We start from the raw sequence: 19,936 nt of genomic DNA, 5'->3' as shown, positions 1-19,936 counted from the left end.
GGCGGACTGTCGCCGCCGCTGCGTGGTCAGTACTAGAAATTGTGTGTTCGATATTAGAACGTGACGTTCGATAATAGAATTTTTGTCTCCACCCAAAACTGTACGCAGATATGACGTGGGTTACAAGTGCCCGGGAATCCCGCCCCAAAGGGGGGTTGACGTTCCCCGGATCCTGGGCAATAGTCTTCGTATACGATTTCGTACTCGATGAGGAGTCATTCTTGGAACAGGTCACCGACCACACCCTGGCAGCGGCCCGCAAGGTCGTCGCGGTGCATATCAACTATCCCAGCCGGGCAGCCCAGCGCGGCCGCACCCCCGAGCAGCCCTCATATTTCCTGAAGCCCTCCTCGTCCCTGGCCCTCGGCGGCTCGACGGTGGAGCGCCCGGCCGGCTGCGAGCTCCTCGGCTACGAAGGCGAAATCGCCCTGATCATCGGCAAGCCCGCCCGCCGCGTGGGCATCGAGGACGCCTGGAACCACGTCGAATGGGTCACGGCCAGCAACGACCTCGGCGTCTACGACCTCCGCTACGCCGACAAGGGCTCCAACCTCCGCTCCAAGGGCGGCGACGGCTTCACCCCGGTGGGCCCGGGACTGATCGCCGCGGACGCCGTGGACCCCGCAGGCCTGCGGATCCGCACCTGGCACAACGGCGGGCTGGTCCAGGACGACACCACCGGGGACCTGCTCTTCCCCTTCGCCCGGCTGGTCGCCGACCTGTCCCAGCTGCTCACCCTCGAAAAGGGCGACATCATCCTGACCGGCACCCCCGCCGGGGCGTCGGTTGCCAAACCGGGCGACGTCGTCGAGGTTGAAGTCAGTGCCGGGAGTACGACGGCGGGTGGCGCCGCGTCCGGCGGCCTCACCACCGGCCGGCTGGTCACCCTGGTGGCGGAGGGCACGACGGCGTTCGGGGACTTCGGTGCCCGGCCCAAGACCGATGACCTGCAGCGGGAGGAGGCCTACGGCTCCCGCGCGGCCGCCGGGCTCGCCGCTGAGCCGGCCGCCGCCGTCGTGCCTGTCCAGTCGGCAGAGCCGCCGGCCGCCGCCGTCGTGCCTGTCCTCTCGCCGGAGCTGAAAGCGAAGCTGGAAAGCGTCTGCACCGCCACGTTGTCCTCGCAGCTGCGCAAGCGCGGCCTGAACAACGTCAGCATCGACGGCCTCACCTCCACCCGCCCGGAGAAGCGGATCGTGGGCCTGGCCCGGACCCTGCGTTACGTGCCCAACCGCGAGGACCTCTTCAAAACCCATGGCGGCGGCTTCAACGCCCAGAAGAAGGCGATCGACTCGGTCAACGAGGGCGAGATCCTGGTCATGGAGGCCCGCGGCGAAAAAGGCACGGGCACCATCGGCGACATCCTTGCCCTGCGCGCCCAGGTCCGCGGCGCCGCAGCCGTCATCACCGACGGCGGTGTGCGGGACTTCTCCGCGGTGGCAGCTCTGGACATGCCCACTTACTATGCCAACCCGCACCCCGCCGTCCTGGGGCGCCGGCACATCCCGTGGGACACGGACATCACGATTGCCTGTGGCGGCACCACCGTCCAGCCCGGGGACATCATCGTGGCCGACGCGGACGGCATCCTGGTGATCCCGCCGGCGCTGGCCGAGGAGCTCGCCGACGACTCCATCGCCCAGGAGCGCGAGGAGGCCTTTATCGCAGAGATGGTGCAGCAGGGCCACAGCGTGGACGGGCTCTACCCGTTGAACGCCGACTGGCGGGCCCGCTACGAGAACTGGGAAGCAGGCAAAGCCAATGAATGACACCGCCAGCGCCGTCGGCACTCCCGCCGCCACGCAGGCCGCCACGCAGGCCGCCACACAGGCTGCCACACACACGGCCACACACACCGCGAGCAAGTCCGAGCAGGCCTATGCGGCCGTCAAGGCCCGGATCGTGGACGGGACCTACTCCCCCGGCTACCGGCTGGTGCTGGCGAAGATCGCCGATGACCTGGGCGTCAGTGTGGTGCCGGTCCGCGAGGCCATCCGCCGGCTCGAAGCCGAGGGCCTGGTGAAGTTCGAGCGGAATGTCGGGGCCACCGTCGCCGGGATCGACCCCACCGAGTACCTGTACACAATGCAGACCCTCAGCATCGTCGAGGGCGCCGCCACAGCCCTGTCCGCTCCCCTGATCGGGCCGGCCGACGTGGCCCGGGCCCGGGCCGTCAACGCCGAGATGCGCGAATGCCTGGAGCACTTCGACCCCGTCCGGTTCACCCGGCTGAACCAGGACTTCCACAGCATCCTGTTCGAGCACTGCCCCAACCCGCACATCCTGGACCTGGTCCACCGGGGCTGGAACCGGCTGGCGTCGCTGCGGTCCTCCACGTTCCGCTTCGTCCCCCGCCGCGCCCACGAATCGGTGGACGAACACGAGGCCCTGCTCCGGCTCATCGAGACCGGCGCCGAGGCCGACGTGATCGAAAAAGCCGCCCGCCTGCACCGCTCCGCCACCCTGGACGCCTACCTCGCCCAAAGCAACGCGGGGTCAGTTAGCGCCCATTAGAGCGCCGCGCATGGGCCGGAAGTGACCCCGCGTTGCTCTAACCGCGTTGCAAGAAGCAGCGTTGCCACCCCAGAAGTAGCCACATCAGTAAGGACAACAATGACGTTCACCGCCCCTGAAGCCACCACCCACTACGTTCCGCAGGACCTGACCACCCACATCCAGCACTACATCGACGGCGAGTTCGTCGACTCCGTCAGCGGCAGGACCTTCGACGTGCTGGACCCGGTGTCCAACACCACCTACGCCACCGCCGCCGCCGGCCAGAAAGAGGACATCGACCTCGCCGTCGCGGCCGCCCGCAAGGCCTTCACCACCGGGCCGTGGCCGGGGATGAAGCCGCGCGAACGCGCCCGGATCCTGAACAGGATCGCCGACGCCGTCGAGGCCCAGGAGTCACGCCTCGCCGAGCTGGAGACCTTCGACACCGGCCTGCCGATCACCCAGGCCAAGGGCCAGGCCCTGCGCGCGGCGGAGAACTTCCGCTTCTTCGCGGACCTCATTGTCGCCCAGTTCGACGACGCCATGAAGGTCCCCGGCGCGCAGATCAACTACGTGAACCGCAAGCCGATCGGGGTCGCCGGCCTCATCACACCCTGGAACACCCCGTTCATGCTCGAGTCCTGGAAGCTGGCCCCCGCCCTGGCGACCGGCAACACCGTGGTCCTCAAACCCGCCGAATTCACCCCGCTCTCCGCCTCGCTCTGGGCACAGATCTTCAAGGACGCCGGCCTGCCCGACGGGGTGTTCAACCTGGTCAACGGCCTCGGCGAGGAAGCCGGCGACGCCCTGGTCAAGCACCCGGACGTCCCGCTGATCTCCTTCACCGGCGAAACCACCACCGGGCAGACCATCTTCCGCAACGCCGCGGAGAACCTCAAGGCCCTGTCCATGGAACTCGGCGGCAAGAGCCCGTGCGTGGTGTTCGCCGACGCCGACCTCGACGCCGCGATCGACTCGGCCCTGTTCGGGGTCTTCTCCCTCAACGGCGAACGCTGCACCGCCGGGTCCCGGATCCTGGTCGAGCGCGCCGTGTACGAGGAATTCTGCGACAAATACGCCGCCCGCGCCAAGAACATCGTGGTCGGTGACCCGCACGACCCCACAACCGAGGTCGGCGCCCTGGTCCACCCCGAGCACTACGCCAAGGTGGCCTCCTACGTGGAGATCGGCAAGTCCGAGGGCCGGCTGCTCGCCGGCGGCGGCCGCCCGGAGCACCTCCCGGAGGGCAACTACATCGCGCCCACCGTGTTCGCCGACGTCGCCCCGGACGCCCGGATCTTCCAGGAGGAGATCTTCGGACCCGTCGTCGCGATCACCCCGTTCGATTCCGACGCCGAAGCCCTCGCCCTGGCGAACAACACCAAGTACGGCCTGGCCGCCTACATCTGGACCCAGAACCTCACCCGGGCGCACAACTTCGCCCAAAGCGTCGAGGCCGGCATGGTCTGGCTCAACAGCCACAACGTCCGGGACCTGCGCACCCCGTTCGGCGGGGTCAAGTCCTCCGGCCTCGGCCACGAGGGCGGCTACCGCTCCATCGACTTCTACACCGACCAGCAAGCCGTCCACATCACCCTCGGCACCGTCCACACCCCGAAATTCGGTGCCCCAGCGGCGCAGTAGCGCCAGCCGGCCAGCCGTCGTCGTACATCAGCCACCGCCCCTCCTCAACGAAGAGAGAACGCCATGAGCAACGTCATCCCCAAGCCCTCAGTCCCCGCCCCCGACATCGTCCGCTGCGCCTACATGGAGATCGTGGTCACTGACCTGGCCAAGTCCCGCGAGTTCTACGTCGGCCTCCTCGGCCTGCACGTGACCGAGGAAGACGAGAACAACATCTACCTGCGCTCCCTGGAGGAGTTCATCCACCACAACCTGGTGCTGCGCAAGGGACCCATCGCGGCGGTGGCCGCGTTCGCCTACCGGGTGAAGTCCCCCGCCGAGGTGGACGCCGCCGAGGCCTACTACAAGGAACTGGGCTGCCGCACCGAACGCCGCACGGAAGGCTTCACCAAGGGCGTCGGCGACTCCGTCCGCGTCGAGGACCCGCTGGGCTTCCCCTACGAGTTCTTCTACGACGTGGAGCACGTCGAACGCCTCACCCAGCGCTACGACCTCTACTCCGCCGGCGAACTGGTCCGGCTGGACCACTTCAACCAGGTCACCCCGGACGTGCCGCGCGGCCGGAAATACCTCGAGGACCTGGGCTTCCGCGTCTCGGAGGACATCCAGGATTCCGACGGCGTCAGCTACGCCGTCTGGATGCACCGCAAGCAGACCGTGCACGACACCGCCCTGACCGGCGGCAACGGCCCGCGCATGCACCACGTCGCGTTCGCCACCCACGAGAAACACAACATCATCCAGATCTGCGACAAGATGGGCGCACTGCGCATCTCGGACCGGATCGAACGCGGTCCGGGCCGGCACGGCGTCTCCAACGCCTTCTACCTGTACATCCTTGATCCGGACGGCCACCGGGTGGAGATCTACACCCAGGACTATTACACCGGCGACCCGGACAACCCCACCATCACCTGGGACGTGCACGACAACCAGCGCCGCGACTGGTGGGGCAACCCGGTGGTCCCGTCCTGGTACACCGAGGCCTCCCTGGTCCTGGACCTCGACGGCAACCCGCAGCCCGTCGTCGTCCGCGAGGAAAAGTCCGAATTGGCCGTGACCGTCGGCGCCGACGGGTTCTCCTACACCCGCAAGGACGCTGAAAGCGCGGCCGAGGGGTTCAAGCTCGGGGCGCAGCTGTAGCCATGCTGGATGCCACGACGATTGAGGCAATCGCTGATGAGCTGTTGGAGGCCGGCCGGAGCCGGACGCCGGTTCCCCGCCTGACCGCCCGTTATCCGGGAATGACGGTGGAGGACTCCTATGCCGTCCAGCAGTTGTGGCGGCGCCGGAACGAGGACGCCGGGCGGAAGCTGGTGGGCCGTAAGATCGGCCTCACTTCCAAGGCGATGCAGGCCGCCACCGGCATCACCGAGCCGGACTACGGCGCCATCTTCGATGACATGGTGCTGGAGACGGGCTGCTCCGTGGCCTGGGACCAGTACAGCCATCCGCGGGTGGAGGTTGAGCTGGCGTTCGTGCTGAAGAAGGACCTGTCCGGTCCGGGCTGCACCATCTTCGACGTCCTGAACGCCACGGACTACGTCATTCCGGCCCTGGAGATCCTGGACTCCCGGATCGAAATGGAGGGCCGGACCATCGTGGATACCATCTCGGACAACGCCGCGATGGGGGCCATGGTGATCGGCGGCAACCCGGTCCGCCCGGACACCGTGGACCTGCGCTGGGTCTCGGCCATCCTCTACAAGAACCAGACCGTGGAGGAAACCGGCGTCGCCGCCGGGGTCCTGGACCACCCGGCGAACGGCGTCCACTGGCTGGCCAACAAAATCGCCGCCCACGGTGACGGCATGAAGGCCGGCGACATCATCCTCGCCGGCTCCTTCACCCGGCCCCTCTGGGTCTACAAGGGTGATACCGTCCACGCCGACTACGGACCGTTGGGAGTTGTCACATGCCGATTCGAGTAGAACCCGACCCCACGTTCCGGGACGCCCTGCGCAACCAAACCGGCGCAGCCGGCCGCCCCCTGGCCGGGATGTGGGTCTGCTCCGGCAGCCCCCTGGTGGCCGAGCTCTGCGCCGGCTCCGGCCTGGACTGGCTGCTGGTGGACGCCGAACACAGCCCCAACGGACTCGAATCGATCCTGGCCCAGCTGCAGGCCATCCACGGGTACCCGGTCCAGGTTTTGGTGCGACCGCCGGTGAACGACACCGTGGTGATCAAGCAATACCTGGACCTCGGTGTCCAGAACCTGCTGATCCCCATGGTGAACTCGGTGGCCGAGGCGGAGGCCGCCGTGGCCGCCACCCGCTACCCGCCGCACGGCGTGCGCGGCGTCGGTTCCGCCCTGGCGCGCGCCGCACGCTGGAACCGGGTCCCGGACTACCTCGCCCGGGCCTCCGAGACGATCAGCGTCACCGTCCAGATCGAGTCGACGGCGGCTGTTGACGCGGTGGAGGGGATCCTCGCCGTGGACGGCGTGGACGGCATCTTCCTGGGACCTTCGGACCTCGCGGCCTCCATGGGTCTGCTGGGCCAGCAGGAACATCCCCGGGTGCGCGCCGCCGTCGAGCACTGCCTGGCCGCTGCGACGGCGGCCGGCAAACCCGCCGGGGTGAACGCCTTCAATCCCGCCACCGCGCACCATTACCTGGCCACGGGGGCCTCGTTTGTGCTGGTGGGCGCCGATGTGGCGCTGCTGGCCCGCGGATCCGAGGCCCTCGCCGCGGAGTTCATCCGGCCCGTGGGCGCTGGCACCCCCGCGAGCTACTGAGCCGGTCCTGCACCGCCAACTGCTGAGCGGTTTCTGCACCCGTTTGCCACAGATGGCCGCTATGGGACCTCCCGTAGCGGCCATTCGTGTCAGATGGGTGCACCGGCGCGCAGCGTGGCGGCCATTCGTGTCAGATGGGTGCCCCGGCGCGCAGCGTAGCGGCCATTCGTGTCAGACGGGTGCACCCGGCGCGCAGCGTGGCGGCCATTCGTGTCAGATGGGTGGCGGGCGCGCAGCGTAGCGGCCATTCGTGTCAGATGGGTGCACCCGGCGCGCAGCGTAGCGGCCATTCGTGTCAGATGGGTGCACCCGGCGCGCAGCGTAGCGGCCATTCGTGTCAGATGGGTGCACCACTGCGGACGTACCGGTCCGCACTCCGTCGATTCGCCACAAATGGCCGCTAAACCCACCCGTTTAGCGGCCATTCGTGTCAGATGGGTGCCCCGGCGCGCAGCGTGGCGGCCATTTGCGTCAACCCGGCGGGTCCCCAGCCCGGCGGGTCCTGCGCGGGCTGCCGGGACGGCGGGTCCTGCGCGGGCTGCCGGGACGCCCATTCGTGCTCAAGGATGGCGTAGACGACTTCCGTGGCCCAGCGTCCCTTGTCGTGCCACTTGTCCACCTGGGTGGATTCCAGCCGCATGCCGTGGCGTTCGCACAGCGCCGCGGAGGCCGTGTTCAGGGCATCGAGCTTGGCGTTGATCCGGTGGAATCGGAGTTCCCCGAAGCCGAGCTGCAGCAGGGCCCCGGCGGCCTCGGTGGCGATCCCCCGGCCGCGGGCTTCCGGGGCGAGGCTCCAGCCGATCTCGGCCTGGCCGCAGCCCGGCAGCCGCTTCAGCACCACCTCGCCGAGCAGACCGGGCGAGTCCGCAGCCTCGATGGCCAGGCAGATCCAGTCGCCCTCCTTCCCGAAGACGAAGTTGGCGTACTTGCCCACAGACTCCATGGACTTCGTGTAGCTCTTCGCCTCCCCGGGCAGGAACCGCGCGGTCTCGGGCAGCGAATGGCAGGCGTGGTACGCGTCCAGGTCCCCGGCCTCGAAGCGGCGCAGCACCAGCCGTTCGGTGCGGAGGGGCAGCGCAGGAAGGAGCTTGGCTTCCGTCATGGTCCCAACGCTCCCCGTCACCCATCTGACTGGCAGCTGACGCCGTTATGGACGCTCAAAACGGCCCACAACTGCCAGCCAGTTGGGGCAGTTGCGGGGCAACCTATGAGTGGCTGACGACGGCGGCCGTTGCCTCGGCGATCGCGCGCTCCTCGTCGGTCGGCACCACGAGCACCGGGATGGCCGAGGAGGGCGCGGAGATCATTCGGGGCTGCTTGGACCGCTCCCGGTTCAGGCCGGCGTCGAGCTCCACGCCCAGGGCGCCCAGCCGTTCCGCCACGAGGGCCCGGAACTGGTGCGAGTTCTCCCCGATCCCGGCCGTGAAGACCAGGGCCTTCGCCCCGCCGACGGCCACGTGATACCCGCCGATGTACTTCGCGAGCCGGTAAGAGGCGACGGCGAGCGCCATGGCCGCCCTGGCGTTGCCGGCTTCCGCGGCCTCCACGACCGAGCGCATGTCGTTGTTGCCGGCCAGGCCCTTGAGTCCGGACTGGCGGTTGAGCATGGCGTCAAGGTCCTCCGGGGACCAGCCGGCCCGGCCGAGGAAAACGAGGATGGACGGGTCCAGGTCCCCGGAGCGGGTGCCCATCACGAGGCCCTCCAGCGGGGTGAAGCCCATGGAGGTGTCGACGGACTGGCCGCCGCGGATCGCCGTGACCGAGGCCCCGTTGCCCAGGTGGGCGATCACGGCGTCGAACTCCTCCGGCGGGACATCCAGCAGCGCCGCCGCCCGGTGCGCGACGTATTCGTGCGAGGTGCCGTGGAAGCCGTAGCGGCGGATCCCGTGATTGGTATAGAGCTCCTCCGGCACCGCGTAGCGCCAGGCGTGCTCGGGCAGGGTGCGGTGGAAGGCGGTGTCGAACACGGCGACCTGCGGCATGTCCGGCCACTTCTTCGAGATCGCGCGGATGCCAAGCACGTTCGCCGGGTTATGCAGGGGCGCCAGCGGATTGAGCCTCTCGATGGCGCGGGTGATCTCGTTGGTGACCAGGACCGGCTCGGCGAAGCGCTCCCCGCCGTGCACCACCCGGTGCCCGACGGCGTCGAGCACCCGGCCGCCAAGGGCCGCGTGGATCTCGGCGTCCACCTGTTCCAGCGCCTCGGCGTGGTCGCGGGGGCCTTCGATCTCACCGTCGCCCCCGCCGCCGGTGCCCATCCCGATCTTCTCGACCAGCCCCTCGGCGAGTACACTGCCGGCCTCGACGTCGCGGACCTGGTACTTGAGCGAGGACGAGCCTGAGTTGATAACGAGCACGAGCATGGGGCCTCCTACGCCTTGGCTTCTGCGCTGACCCCGGAGGGCGCGCCGGGACGGGCATCACGGAAGAGCCTGGCGGAGCGCTCCGTGGGACCCACTATAAATTGCCGGACTGTCGTTTGCCGGACGGGCGGGGGCGCCCCTTCGTTGCGAAAGCCGCGGCGGGCGCCTAGAGTCGGCGGACCAACTGGAGAACTCACGAAAGGGACTTTCATGACTGACGACACGACCCAGGCAGCGAGCACGGAGCCGGAGGGCACCGAGCCGGCGAGCGGTTCCGGCAAGCCGGATCCCACCGGCGTCGAAGGCGCGAACCCGGCCCTGGACGACACGGGGACCGTCAAGGCCGCCGAGACCGGAGAAGCCGCCGGGGCCCCCGAGAACCTGGAGGACCTGGATCTCACGCCGGCGGGCCTGGCCGATGAGCCTGCCAAGCAGGAGGAGCCCAACAGCCCGGTGGAGCCGGAAAACAGCTGACCGGACAACAGCCGGCCGGACAACAGCTGGCCGGACAACGGCTGGCCGGACAACAGCCGGCCAGACAACGGCTGGCTAGGCATGGGCGGCCGCGGGGGCCGGCTCGGCGGCGGGCTTTGCGGAGTCCGGCTCCGCCGCGGGGGCCGGCTCGGCCGCGGGCTCTGCAGAGTCCCGCTCCGCGGACTGCGCCTGGATGGCGGTGATGGCCACCGTGTTGACGATGTCCTCCACGGTGCAGCCGCGCGAGAGGTCGTTGACGGGCTTGCGCAGGCCCTGCAGCACGGGCCCGACGGCGACCGCCCCGGAGGACTGCTGGACCGCCTTGTAGGTGTTGTTGCCGGTGTTGAGGTCCGGGAAGATGAAGACGGTCGCCTGGCCGGCCACGGACGAACCGGGGATCTTCGACTCGGCGATGGCGGCGTCGACGGCGGCGTCGTACTGGATGGGCCCTTCCACCGCGAGGTCCGGGCGGCGCGCGCGCACAAGCTCGGTGGCCTGGCGGACCGCGTTCACGGCCTCGCCGGCGCCCGAGCCGCCGGTGGAATAGGACAGCATGGCCACCCGCGGCTCCACACCGAACTGGGCTGCGGTTTCCGCCGAGGCCAGTGCGATGTCCGCGAGCTGCTCCACGTTGGGCTCCGGATTCACGGCACAGTCGCCGTAGACCAGCACCCGGTCCGGCATTAGCATCAGGAACACGGACGAGACGATCTTGACGCCGTCGCGCGTTTTGACGAACTCCAGCGCCGGCCGGATAGTGTGCGCGGTGGTGTGGGCGGCGCCGGAGACCATCCCGTCCACCACACCCAGCTGGACCATCATGGTGCCGAAGTAGCTCCCATCCAGCATGAGTTCCAGGGCCTTCGCCAGGTCCACACCCTTATGCGCCCGCAGCTCCGCGTATTTCTGCGCGAACCCCTGGCGCAGCTCCGAGGTGGCGGGGTCGATGATGTTAATGCCGGAGAGGTCGATGCCCTGGGTGGAGGCGAGCTCGCGGACGTCGGATTCGCGGCCCAGCACGGTCAGCTCGCAGACGTCGCGGCGGTGCAGGATTTCCGCGGCACGCAGGATGCGGACATCCGTGCCCTCCGGCAGCACGATGTGGCGGCGCTCGGAGCGGGCCCGCTCAATCAGGTCGTGCAGGAAGCGCAGCGGCGTCATCCGCTCCAGCCGCGGCAGGTGCAGCCGCTCCAGCAGCTCCGCCTCGTCAACCCGGCGCGCCCACAGGCCCAGGGCGGACGCCACCTTGCGGCGGTGCCCGGACCAGATCTCGCTGCGCACCTCGGAGACCTGCTTGGCGGTCACATAGGTGTCGTCCGGGGTGGCGAAGATCGGGAACGGTGCCTGCGCCAGCAGTGAGTAGATGGTGGGTCCCGGGGCCAGTCCGCCGGTGAGGATCAGGGCGGAGGGCACCGGGAACTCCGGCGAGAACGAGGACGCCAGGCAGGCGACGAGCACGTCGGCGCGGTCACCGGGGACGATCACCAGCGCGCCGTCGTCGAGCACGTGCAGGAAGTTGGCCACGCTCATGGCCGCCACCTTCACCGACCGCACGTCGCGTTCCAGGTCCGCCAGGCCGGCCACCTGGCCGACCCCCAAGGCGGCGGCCACCTCGCCGGTGGTGGGCCTGGCGATCTCCTCCAGCTCGGGCAGGACGTACACGGGACGGCCGGAGGCGCTGGGTCGGACCGCGGCAGCGATGGCCTCGAGGTCCTCCGGATCGGCGCGGTTGACCATGATGGCCAGCAGCGTGCACCGCTCCGCGACGAGTTCCTTACGGGCCACCTCGACGGCGTCGACGGTCTCGGCAACGGTGCGGCCCTTCGCACCGACGACGGCGACAACCGGGGCGGCGAGATTGTTGGCCAGCCGGGCGTTGAGGTCGAACTCGACGGCGGCGTCCTGGCCTGTCAGGTCGGTCCCCTCCACGATCACAACGTCGCAGTGCCGGGCCATTTCAGCGAAGATCTCCACGCAGCGCGAGTCGATCTCCTCGCGCTTGCCCTCGGCGAGCAGGCTGCGGACTTCGAGGAACGTCAGCCCGCCACGGCAGCGCTCGTCGTCGAGGTTAAACCGGGCTTTCATCAGCGCCACCATGGGGTCCGACGCGGCGTCGTGGCCGTTGACCACGGGTTTGAAGAACCCGATACGGTCCGCGTGCCGGTGCAGGGTGTCAGCCAGCCCCAGGGCTATCAGCGACTTCCCGGAGCCCGGGGTGGTCGCGCTGACATAGATGCCTTTGGCCATTGTTCGCCCTTTGCTGTGCTGGTGCTCGGTCCCTCCATACTTTCACGCGTTGCTGCCGTTTCTCCATGCGGCGCCCGGAGGCTGCCCGCAGGACCTTGGCCCCTTGCCCGGCCGGCGCCCCGCCAGCCAGTGTGAGGGGGACCAGCGCCGAGCGGAGGACCTCGTGGAAACGCTTCATATTGAACTGCAGGACATCGGCGGCACAGCCTGGTGGGCCCGCCTACTCACCACCCTCTCGTCCCAGACGGGGAGCACGCAGCTCCGGTTCGTCGGGCGGGTGGCCGACGAGGTCCGCTATTCGAGCTCCACTTTCATGTCCCCGACGCCGGTCTCGCCGGTTCCGCCGGAAGAGACATGGGCCCCGGGCATGACCCGCAGCCTGGAGGAACTCGTCAGAGACATCCGGGAAGACGGCTGGACCCAGACCGGCCGCGGAAGCGAACCCTGGTCCCTGACCTTCGAACGGAACTGACCCCCGGACTTCGCCGGCCGGTTCGACGGGCGGGCTGACGGGCCGCGCGGGCGGCCTTACCGGGCCGGCGGGCGGCCTTACCGGGCCGCGCTTCCCGTGGTTTGCGGCTCGTTTCCGAGCGTTTCGCAGCGTTTTCCGGACGCTTCGCCGTGTCCCCCCAGACCTTCATGCGGCCGCCAGCTCTTGACAGAAGGCCCCTAAATGGGATTACCTAATGAACATTCGGTAAATAAAGCTGGAGGCAACGACGCATGGCTGAACTGACGATTACCGGTGGCACCCACCCCATCCTTAAAGACGACTACGCCTCGGAGTGGATGGGCATCGAGGTTGTGGCACTGGACGACGGACATGCCACGATCCGCATGACGCTCCGGCAGGAAATGCTCAATGGATTCGGCATGGCCCACGGCGGAATGATCTTCGCCTTCGGCGACACTGCTTTCGCGCTGGCCTGCAACCAGACCCACCCGAGCCCGGCTGACGAGGGCAACATCACTGTGGCGTCCGGCGTCGACATCAACTTCCTCAAGCCGGCCTTCCGCGGCCAGGTGCTGACCGCCGTCGCCAACCGCCGCGCCAGCACCGGACGCAGCGGCCTCTACGACATCCAGATCTACGCCGCGGATCCCGTCGCGGGCACCGCGCCGCACACAGCGCCCTCCCCCGCCGCCACGGTCCCGGGCGGACTCCCCACCGACATCCTCCCGGGCGAACTCGTCGCCGAGTTCCGCGGCCGCAGCCGCACCATCTCCAAGAAATAGAAGCAGGGAACCCCAGATGACCCAAGAAACCGTCGCAGCCACCAGTGATGCTGTCCTGGACCGCGAAGAAACCATTTCCCGCGACGAGCTTGAGGCCTTGCAGCTCAGCCGCCTGCAGCACACCGTGGCTTACGCCTACGACCGTGTGCCCCTGTACAAGCGCAAGTTCGATGAGGCCGGCATCCACCCCACCGACCTGCGCGAGCTCTCCGACCTGGGCAAGTTCCCCTTCACCACCAAGGAAGACCTCCGCCTGGAGTACCCCTTCGGCATGTTCGCCGTGCCGCAGCACGAGGTGGCCCGCATCCACGCGAGCTCCGGCACCACGGGCCGCGCCACCGTCGTCGGGTACACCAAGAAGGACCTCGCCGACTGGGCCAAGCTCGTGGCACGCTCGCTGCGCGCCTCCGGCGTCCGTCCCGGCATGAAGGTCCACAACGCCTACGGCTACGGCCTGTTCACCGGCGGCATGGGCGCCCACGCCGGCGCCGAGGCGCTCGGCTGCACGGTCATCCCGATCTCGGGCGGCCAGACCGAACGCCAGATCACCCTCATCCAGGACTTCAAGCCCGACGCGATCCTGGCCACCCCGACCTACCTGCTGACCATCGCCGACGCGATGATGAAGCAGGGCATCGACCCGGCCTCCACCTCGCTCAAGTTCGCCGTGCTGGGTGCCGAGCCGTGGACCGAGGAGATGCGCCACGAGCTCGAAGTGACCATGAACATCAAGGCCTGCGACATCTACGGTCTCTCCGAGGTCATGGGGCCCGGCGTCGCCGGCGAGGCCGTGGAAACCCAGGACGGCAGCCACATCTGGGAGGACCACTTCCGCCCCGAAATCATCGACGCCTTCGACCCCTCCGTGGTCCTGGGCGACGGCGAACCCGGCGAGCTGGTCTTCACCTCGCTCACCAAGGAAGCGCTGCCCATCATCCGGTACCGCACCAAGGACCTCACCCGGCTGCTGCCCGGCACGGCCCGCCCCGCGCACCGCCGCATGGGCCGCATCACCGGCCGCAGCGATGACATGATCATCCTGCGCGGCGTGAACCTGTTCCCCTCGCAGATCGAGGAGATCGCGCTGCGCATCCCCGAGCTGAGCCCGCACTTCCAGCTCGAGCTCACCCGCCCCGAGGGCCATCGGATGGACCAGATGACCGTCAAGATTGAACGCCGCGAGTCCGTCACGATCGAGGGCGGCGCGGCCGCGGCCAAGGTCCTGACGCAGCAGATCAAGATCCACGTCGGCTCCTCCTGCGCCGTCGACGTCGTCGAACCCGGCTCCCTGGAGCGGTCCAACGGCAAGCTCCGCCGGATCTACGACATGCGTCCCAAGGCCTGAGCACATCGTGTCCAGCCCGCCGGGCCGGCCCGGGCGGCCGCCCGGCGGGCTGACTGATCTCCTGATCGTGAGAAACTAGCGAGTATGCCCACAACAGCAGCCACCACCAAACGCGGCCGACCCGGTTATGACCAGCAGTCGGTCCTGGTGATCGCTGTCGACGTCTTCAACCGCCACGGCTACGACGCCACGTCCATGGGCATCCTCGCTGAGAACCTGGGCATCTCAAAGTCAGCCATCTACCACCACGTGCCGTCCAAGGGCGATCTCCTGAAGCTCGCCCTGGACCACGCCCTGGGCGGCCTTGAGGGCATCCTGGACCAGCCGCAGGCCCAGACCGGCTCCGCCGAGGCCCGGCTGGAGTTCGTCCTCCGCGAGACCATCTCGGTGCTGGTGGAGCGGCTTCCGTTCGTCACCCTGCTGCTGCGGCTCCGGGGCAACACCGAGATGGAGCGCGACGCGATGGAACGACGTCGCACCTTCGACCACAAGGTGGCGGCCCTGATTTCCGCCGCCCGCGACGAGGGGTCACTCCGCCAGGACATCGACCCCCGCACCGTGACCCGGCTGCTCTTCGGCACCATCAACTCCATCGTCGAGTGGTACAAGCCCGGCGGCTCCCTTTCCCCCGAGAAGCTGGCCGACGACGTCATCACCATGGCCTTCCACGGCCTCCACGTCCCGCAGTAGTCCGCCCCCCCGCGCCCTCCCGCGGCACGGAACAGCGCCCCGGCAGAGGCCGAGGCGCTGTTCCTTACGCGGGTGCGGCTGCCGGCTAGAGCTGGTAATCAGCCGGCGCGGTGATGTTCTCGTGGACGCAGAGGATGTTGTGCTCGGTGTCCATGAACCATGCGCACTTCTCCGAATCCGTTGTACAAATGTGCTTTTCCGTCTTGAGGTCCGGCAGGTCGTAGTCCTGGAACTGGACGCCCTTGGACTCCATTTCCTGGACGGTCCGCTCGATCTCGGAGACTTCAAAACTCAGGGTCGTGTGCTCGGAATGTTTTCCGTCCCTGACGGGCATCAACTGCAGCATGGGGCCGCCGTCGCTGCCGAACAGGTCGCTTCCGTCGTCTGTCACTCCACGGTGAGGCAGGCCCAGGGTGTCCGCATAGAAGCGGTGGGCGCGCTCGACATCATCGACTGGCAGGACCGTTGTGGCCTTGTTGAGAACTAGGGTCATTTCGCCACCTCCTACGAACATGATTTTACGCCGGTCCGGGGCGGAAAGAGCCTGGAAATATCGGCCCCGGAGCTCCGGTAACGCTGGCGGACGCCGTCAGGGCACTGCCCAAGGAACCCTTCGGGCGCCGCTGCTTGCACAGCCCCTCCACAGCAAGGCCAGAGCGCCCCCACAGCCGACCCGCGGAGGATATGAAGTATCTGGAGCTGATGGACCGACTTGAAGGAGTGAAAGTGCGTACTTTGGAACATATTCCCGCCGCTGCCGGCCTCCCTCTGGAGCCGGCAACGACGGGGTACTGCCAACCGTCTGTTGCACTGCAGCGCGATCCCGGCCGGGAGCTTTATGCGGAACGGTCCCGCTGTCTGGCCGGTCTCTTTATGCCCCCGGCCCTGCTTTGGGAAGACCTGCCCGAACAGGACAGGAATAGATGGCGGGGCTACGCGGCGGCCCTTGGGTGAGCCGGCAGGGCTGTCCGTCCGCAGCCACGGGCTGCGGCTTCCACAGCCAATCCACAGGTTTCCCAGCATGCAGGCACAGCACGTGCTGGTGAGCTGGACCCTGCACCGGTTATCGGGCACGACGTGCATATTTTCGTCTACACCTTCTTGGGAGAAGCTCTTTGGATGCATCCGATCGCTCCAGCACTGGCGGGGAGTTTTCCGTGCCCGGGCCCAGCACGCCAGGGCCCAGCATGCCCGGGCCCAGCACGCCGGCAGGCTCAGACTCCGTGGCGCAGGCAACCGGCGGGACTCAAACCAAGCGGCGCCTCATGGGCCTGGATGCGGTCCGTGGCATCGCCCTGATCGGGATGATGGCCGTCCACGTGCTGCCTGCCTGGACGGAGGACTTCCAACCCACGCTCAGCTGGTCGCTGTTCGCCGGCAAATCGGCGGCGCTCTTTGCGGTCCTGGCCGGGGTCACACTGGCCCTCACCTCCGGCGGCCGGCAGCCGCTGCGGGGGCGTCCCCTCACCGCGGCGAGGGCTTCCCTTGCTGTCCGCGGGCTGCTCATCCTCGGACTCGGTCTGACCATCGCGTACTTCGATATGCCCGCCTACATCATCCTGGCTTATTACGGCGTGATGTTCCTTCTGGCGATCCCGTTGCTGGGGTTCTCCTTCCCTCTGGCGGCTGCCGCGGCTCTGGCCTTCGCGCTATACAGTCCTGTCATCATGCAGGCCCTGCAGGACCGGCTTCCCATGCCGGGGTCCGACCCCACGTTTTCCACGGCCATTGCCGATCCCGCCGCGTTTTCCAGCCAAATGCTGCTCACCGGGGCCTACCCGGCACTGCCGTGGATGGCCTATATCTGCGCCGGCTTGGCTGTGGGACGCCTGGACCTCATGGAGGCCCGGATCCAGGTCCGGCTGCTGATCGGCGGGGCCGCCCTGGCCGTGGGCGCCTGGCTGGCCTCAGTCCTTGCCCTGGGGCCACTGGGCGGGCTGAAGGCCATCACGGCAGCAACCCCCGCACTCTCCGCCGAAACCATCAACGACATTCTCATCTGGGGACCCGACCCCAGCCTGCCGACGACTTCCTGGTGGTGGCTGACGATCGTGGCACCACATTCCACCACGCCCCTCGATTTCCTCCTCACCATCGGAATATCCCTGGCCGTCCTCGGAGCCGTGTTGCTGGCCGCTCCTGCCATCTCCGGTGTCCTCACGCCCCTGGCGGCCGCCGGCACCATGACCCTGACCCTCTACTCGACCCATCTCCTGGTCCTTGCCAGCGGTTTCCTGGCGGACCTGCCCTATCTCTCCTGGGGTATCCAGGTGGCCGCCGCGCTCGTGTTCGCCGTCCTCTGGCAGAAATCATGGGGACGGGGACCGCTGGAACGCCTCATCGCCGCAGCGACCGGACGGACCCGGAACCGTGTCCTGGCCGCAGGTCCCACTTCCAAGTAAAGGGAAGATACGCGTCGAGGTGAGACTTCGCGCCCATGTCCGCGTGGACAATGGGCGCCAAGTCTCACCTCGAGGGCTCGGCGGCAGGGGTGTCTGCGCCGGGCAGGGGTGTCAGCGCCGGGCAAGGGTGTCAGCGCCGGGCAAGGGTGTCAGCGCCGGGCAGGGTTATTTCTCCACGAGGGTGAGGACGTCGTAGGTGGCCACGATTTCGTCGTTCTGGTTGGTCAGGACGGCGTCCCAGGCCACCTCGCCGTACTCGTCGGTCTCGCGCGGGGTGATCTTCTTGGCGGTCAGGGTGACCCGGATGGAGTCGCCCGCGGCCACCGGAGTGACGAAACGCAGGCTCTCCAGGCCGTAATTCGCCAGCACCGGGCCCGGCGCGGGCTCCACGAACAGCCCGGCGCCCCAGGCCAGCAGCAGGTAGCCGTGGGCCACGATGCCCGGGAAGAACGGGTTGGCCGCGGCTGCCTCCTGGTTGGTGTGGGCGTAGAAGGTGTCGCCGGTGGAGTTGGCGAACTTCGTGATCTCGTCCAGGGTCACTTCGCGCAGCCCGGAGCGGATCGCATCCCCGATGTGCAGGGTGCTCAGGTGCTTCCGGAACGGGTGCTGGCCCTCGGTCTCGAGCGTGAAGTTGCGGTCGGCGCCGGTGTGCCAGACGCCGGTGACCGCGGTCAGCATGTTCGGCGAGCCCTGGATGGCGGTGCGCTGCATGTGGTGCAGCACGGAGCGGATGCCGCCGAGTTCCTCGCCGCCGCCGGCGCGGCCCGGACCGCCGTGGACCAAGTGCGGGACGGGTGAGCCGTGGCCGGTGGAGCTGCGGGCGTCCTCGCGGTTGAGCATGTGCACACGGCCGTGGTGCGCGGCGATGCCGGTGACGAGTTCGCGGGCGACGTCGGGGTCATTCGTGCAGACCGAGGCGACGAGCGAGCCGCCGCCGCGGGCGGCGAGGCGGACGGCGTCGGCCAGGTCCGTGTAGCCGATCACCGAGGAGACCGGGCCGAAGGCCTCCAGCGAGTGGACCTCGTCGGCTTCCGGATCTGCCCAGCTCAGCAGCACCGGGGACATAAACGCGCCGTCGTCGACGACGCCGACCGTGCCGTCCGCGCTGGTGACCTTCGGCGAATCGAGGGTGCCGTACGCGAGTTCGCCGCCGGCGTCGAGCATGGACTGGACGGCGGCCCGGACATCGGCGAGCTGTTCCCGGGACGCCAGGGCGCCCATGTTGACGCCCTCGGCGCGCGGGTCACCGAGGACGATGCGCTGCTGGATCCGCTCCCCCACGGCGGTGATGACGTCCTGCACCAGTTCCTGCGGCACGATGGCCCGCCGGATCGAGGTGCACTTCTGGCCGGCCTTGGCGGTCATCTCGGTGACAAGGGACTTGATGAAGGCGTCGAATTCCGGGGTGCCCTTGACGGCGTCCGGGCCCAGGATCGAGGCGTTCAGGGAGTCGGTTTCCGAGGTGAAGCGGACCCCGCCCTTGACCACGTTGGCGTGGGACTTGAGCGTGTTGGCGGTGGTTGCGGAGCCGGTGAAGGCCACGATGTCGCGGTAGTCGAGGTGGTCCAGCAGGGTGCGGACCGAGCCGGAAATCAGCTGCAGCGAGCCCTTGGGCAGGATGCCGGATTCGATGATCGCCTTGACCACGGCGGCGGTGACGTAGCCGGTGGGGGTGGCGGGCTTGACGATTGTGGGCACGCCGGCGATGAACGCGGGGGCCAGCTTCTCGAGCATGCCCCACACCGGGAAGTTGAAGGCATTGATCTGCACGGCAACGCCGGGGATGCGGGTGTAGATGTGCTCGCCGGCGAAGGAGCCGTCCTTGGAGAGCACCTCCATGGGCCCGTCCACAATCACCTGGGCGTTGGGGAGTTCGCGCCGGCCCTTGGAGCCGAAGGTGAAGAGCACGCCGATGCCGCCGTCGATGTCGACCATCGAGTCGATCTTGGTGGCGCCGGTCTGGGCGGAGAGCGCGTAGAACTCCTCGCGGCGGCCGTTCAGGTACTGCGCGAGCTCCTTGAGCTTCAGCGCGCGCTGGTGGAAGGTCAGCTTGCCGAGTTCCGCCTGGCCGGTGGTGCGTCCGTAGTCCACGACGGCGGCGAGGTCGAGCCCCGCGGTGCTGACCTTGGCGAGGAGTTCACCGGTGCTGGCGTCCAGGACGGACGCGGCGCCGGCTGCGGAGCCGGCGTCGGGGGTCCACCAGGAATCCCGGATGAAGCTGGGAACGATCTCGACAGTGTCTACTGTGGGTTCCGGAGCAGTTGCAGTGGTGGTCATCGTTGACGGGTCCTTCCAACAGGGGCAA

At 68.3% G+C, this 19,936-nt stretch carries 17 protein-coding genes; 12 read left to right on the top strand and 5 right to left on the bottom strand.

Annotated features, from left to right (window positions below):
- Positions 1 to 221 precede the first annotated feature (221 nt).
- From ACZYX4_RS08215 to ACZYX4_RS08190, 6 genes are all read left to right on the top strand, one after another.
- The gene (locus ACZYX4_RS08215) at positions 222 to 1,766 is read left to right on the top strand and encodes a fumarylacetoacetate hydrolase family protein (RefSeq protein ID WP_463875030.1); all 1,545 of its coding nucleotides are present in this window, start codon (positions 222 to 224) and stop codon (positions 1,764 to 1,766) included.
- Positions 1,759 to 2,511, top strand: coding sequence for a GntR family transcriptional regulator (locus tag ACZYX4_RS08210; protein ID WP_463875029.1), 753 nt, complete (start codon positions 1,759 to 1,761; stop codon positions 2,509 to 2,511). Before ACZYX4_RS08215 ends, ACZYX4_RS08210 begins: the two co-directional genes overlap by 8 nt.
- A 99-nt stretch (positions 2,512 to 2,610) precedes the next feature.
- The gene (gene hpaE, locus ACZYX4_RS08205; protein WP_463875027.1) at positions 2,611 to 4,137 is read left to right on the top strand and encodes a 5-carboxymethyl-2-hydroxymuconate semialdehyde dehydrogenase; all 1,527 of its coding nucleotides are present in this window, start codon (positions 2,611 to 2,613) and stop codon (positions 4,135 to 4,137) included.
- A 63-nt stretch (positions 4,138 to 4,200) separates the two neighbouring features.
- On the top strand, positions 4,201 to 5,280 hold the full coding sequence (gene hpaD / locus ACZYX4_RS08200) for a 3,4-dihydroxyphenylacetate 2,3-dioxygenase (protein WP_463875026.1): 1,080 nt from the start codon (positions 4,201 to 4,203) through the stop codon (positions 5,278 to 5,280).
- A 2-nt stretch (positions 5,281 to 5,282) separates the two neighbouring features.
- The gene (hpaH, locus tag ACZYX4_RS08195) at positions 5,283 to 6,068 is read left to right on the top strand and encodes a 2-oxo-hept-4-ene-1,7-dioate hydratase (protein ID WP_463875025.1); all 786 of its coding nucleotides are present in this window, start codon (positions 5,283 to 5,285) and stop codon (positions 6,066 to 6,068) included.
- Entirely contained in the window at positions 6,053 to 6,874 is an 822-nt protein-coding gene (locus tag ACZYX4_RS08190) for an HpcH/HpaI aldolase family protein (protein ID WP_463875024.1), read from the top strand. The genes hpaH and ACZYX4_RS08190 overlap by 16 nt, the downstream gene beginning before the upstream one ends.
- A gap of 430 nt (positions 6,875 to 7,304) precedes the next feature.
- On the opposite strand, the gene ACZYX4_RS08185 is transcribed toward ACZYX4_RS08190, so the two are convergent.
- On the bottom strand, positions 7,305 to 7,976 hold the full coding sequence (locus tag ACZYX4_RS08185; RefSeq protein WP_463875023.1) for a GNAT family N-acetyltransferase: 672 nt from the start codon (positions 7,974 to 7,976) through the stop codon (positions 7,305 to 7,307).
- A gap of 103 nt (positions 7,977 to 8,079) precedes the next feature.
- Positions 8,080 to 9,237 (bottom strand): acetate kinase, encoded by a 1,158-nt coding sequence (locus tag ACZYX4_RS08180; protein ID WP_463875022.1) that lies wholly within the window; start codon positions 9,235 to 9,237, stop codon positions 8,080 to 8,082.
- A 210-nt stretch (positions 9,238 to 9,447) separates the two neighbouring features.
- Between ACZYX4_RS08180 and ACZYX4_RS08175 the strand changes: the two genes are divergently transcribed.
- Entirely contained in the window at positions 9,448 to 9,711 is a 264-nt protein-coding gene (locus ACZYX4_RS08175) for a hypothetical protein (RefSeq protein ID WP_463875021.1), read from the top strand.
- Between the two features lie 75 nt (positions 9,712 to 9,786).
- On the opposite strand, the gene pta is transcribed toward ACZYX4_RS08175, so the two are convergent.
- Complete coding sequence (gene pta / locus ACZYX4_RS08170) at positions 9,787 to 11,958, bottom strand: phosphate acetyltransferase (RefSeq protein WP_463875020.1); 2,172 nt, start codon at positions 11,956 to 11,958, stop codon at positions 9,787 to 9,789.
- Between the two features lie 163 nt (positions 11,959 to 12,121).
- On the opposite strand from pta, the gene ACZYX4_RS08165 reads away from it, so the two are divergent.
- From ACZYX4_RS08165 to ACZYX4_RS08150, 4 genes are all read left to right on the top strand, one after another.
- The gene (locus ACZYX4_RS08165) at positions 12,122 to 12,430 is read left to right on the top strand and encodes a hypothetical protein (protein WP_463875019.1); all 309 of its coding nucleotides are present in this window, start codon (positions 12,122 to 12,124) and stop codon (positions 12,428 to 12,430) included.
- Between the two features lie 251 nt (positions 12,431 to 12,681).
- Complete coding sequence (locus tag ACZYX4_RS08160; protein WP_463875018.1) at positions 12,682 to 13,194, top strand: hotdog fold thioesterase; 513 nt, start codon at positions 12,682 to 12,684, stop codon at positions 13,192 to 13,194.
- Between the two features lie 16 nt (positions 13,195 to 13,210).
- Entirely contained in the window at positions 13,211 to 14,539 is a 1,329-nt protein-coding gene (locus ACZYX4_RS08155) for an AMP-binding protein (protein ID WP_463875017.1), read from the top strand.
- A gap of 84 nt (positions 14,540 to 14,623) precedes the next feature.
- Positions 14,624 to 15,229, top strand: coding sequence for a TetR/AcrR family transcriptional regulator (locus ACZYX4_RS08150; RefSeq protein WP_463875016.1), 606 nt, complete (start codon positions 14,624 to 14,626; stop codon positions 15,227 to 15,229).
- A gap of 85 nt (positions 15,230 to 15,314) precedes the next feature.
- Here ACZYX4_RS08150 and ACZYX4_RS08145 read toward each other — a convergent pair whose 3' ends face one another.
- Positions 15,315 to 15,722, bottom strand: coding sequence for a VOC family protein (locus tag ACZYX4_RS08145; protein WP_463875015.1), 408 nt, complete (start codon positions 15,720 to 15,722; stop codon positions 15,315 to 15,317).
- Between the two features lie 730 nt (positions 15,723 to 16,452).
- On the opposite strand from ACZYX4_RS08145, the gene ACZYX4_RS08140 reads away from it, so the two are divergent.
- Entirely contained in the window at positions 16,453 to 17,631 is a 1,179-nt protein-coding gene (locus ACZYX4_RS08140) for a heparan-alpha-glucosaminide N-acetyltransferase domain-containing protein (protein WP_463875014.1), read from the top strand.
- 165 nt (positions 17,632 to 17,796) lie between these two features.
- On the opposite strand, the gene paaZ is transcribed toward ACZYX4_RS08140, so the two are convergent.
- Positions 17,797 to 19,908: a phenylacetic acid degradation bifunctional protein PaaZ gene (gene paaZ, locus ACZYX4_RS08135; RefSeq protein WP_463875013.1), complete on the bottom strand. Its 2,112-nt coding sequence runs from the start codon at positions 19,906 to 19,908 to the stop codon at positions 17,797 to 17,799.
- Between the last annotated feature and the right edge of the window lie 28 nt (positions 19,909 to 19,936).

The sequence above is a fragment of the Pseudarthrobacter leeuwenhoeki genome, from assembly GCF_055412885.1.
Note: the sequence above shows the minus strand (reverse complement) of the source record. Positions and strands in the feature narration are given on the sequence as shown.

What these genes read in the sequence shown, in the direction of transcription:
- ACZYX4_RS08210 (WP_463875029.1), top strand. Translation starts at nt 1,759, where the DNA reads ATGAATGACACCGCCAGCGCCGTCGGCACTCCCGCCGCCACGCAGGCC.
- hpaE (WP_463875027.1), top strand. Translation starts at nt 2,611, where the DNA reads ATGACGTTCACCGCCCCTGAAGCCACCACCCACTACGTTCCGCAGGAC.
- hpaD (WP_463875026.1), top strand. Translation starts at nt 4,201, where the DNA reads ATGAGCAACGTCATCCCCAAGCCCTCAGTCCCCGCCCCCGACATCGTC.
- hpaH (WP_463875025.1), top strand. Translation starts at nt 5,283, where the DNA reads ATGCTGGATGCCACGACGATTGAGGCAATCGCTGATGAGCTGTTGGAG.
- ACZYX4_RS08190 (WP_463875024.1), top strand. Translation starts at nt 6,053, where the DNA reads ATGCCGATTCGAGTAGAACCCGACCCCACGTTCCGGGACGCCCTGCGC.
- ACZYX4_RS08185 (WP_463875023.1), bottom strand. Translation starts at nt 7,976, where the DNA reads ATGACGGAAGCCAAGCTCCTTCCTGCGCTGCCCCTCCGCACCGAACGG.
- ACZYX4_RS08180 (WP_463875022.1), bottom strand. Translation starts at nt 9,237, where the DNA reads ATGCTCGTGCTCGTTATCAACTCAGGCTCGTCCTCGCTCAAGTACCAG.
- ACZYX4_RS08175 (WP_463875021.1), top strand. Translation starts at nt 9,448, where the DNA reads ATGACTGACGACACGACCCAGGCAGCGAGCACGGAGCCGGAGGGCACC.
- pta (WP_463875020.1), bottom strand. Translation starts at nt 11,958, where the DNA reads ATGGCCAAAGGCATCTATGTCAGCGCGACCACCCCGGGCTCCGGGAAG.
- ACZYX4_RS08160 (WP_463875018.1), top strand. Translation starts at nt 12,682, where the DNA reads ATGGCTGAACTGACGATTACCGGTGGCACCCACCCCATCCTTAAAGAC.
- ACZYX4_RS08155 (WP_463875017.1), top strand. Translation starts at nt 13,211, where the DNA reads ATGACCCAAGAAACCGTCGCAGCCACCAGTGATGCTGTCCTGGACCGC.
- ACZYX4_RS08150 (WP_463875016.1), top strand. Translation starts at nt 14,624, where the DNA reads ATGCCCACAACAGCAGCCACCACCAAACGCGGCCGACCCGGTTATGAC.
- ACZYX4_RS08145 (WP_463875015.1), bottom strand. Translation starts at nt 15,722, where the DNA reads ATGACCCTAGTTCTCAACAAGGCCACAACGGTCCTGCCAGTCGATGAT.
- paaZ (WP_463875013.1), bottom strand. Translation starts at nt 19,908, where the DNA reads ATGACCACCACTGCAACTGCTCCGGAACCCACAGTAGACACTGTCGAG.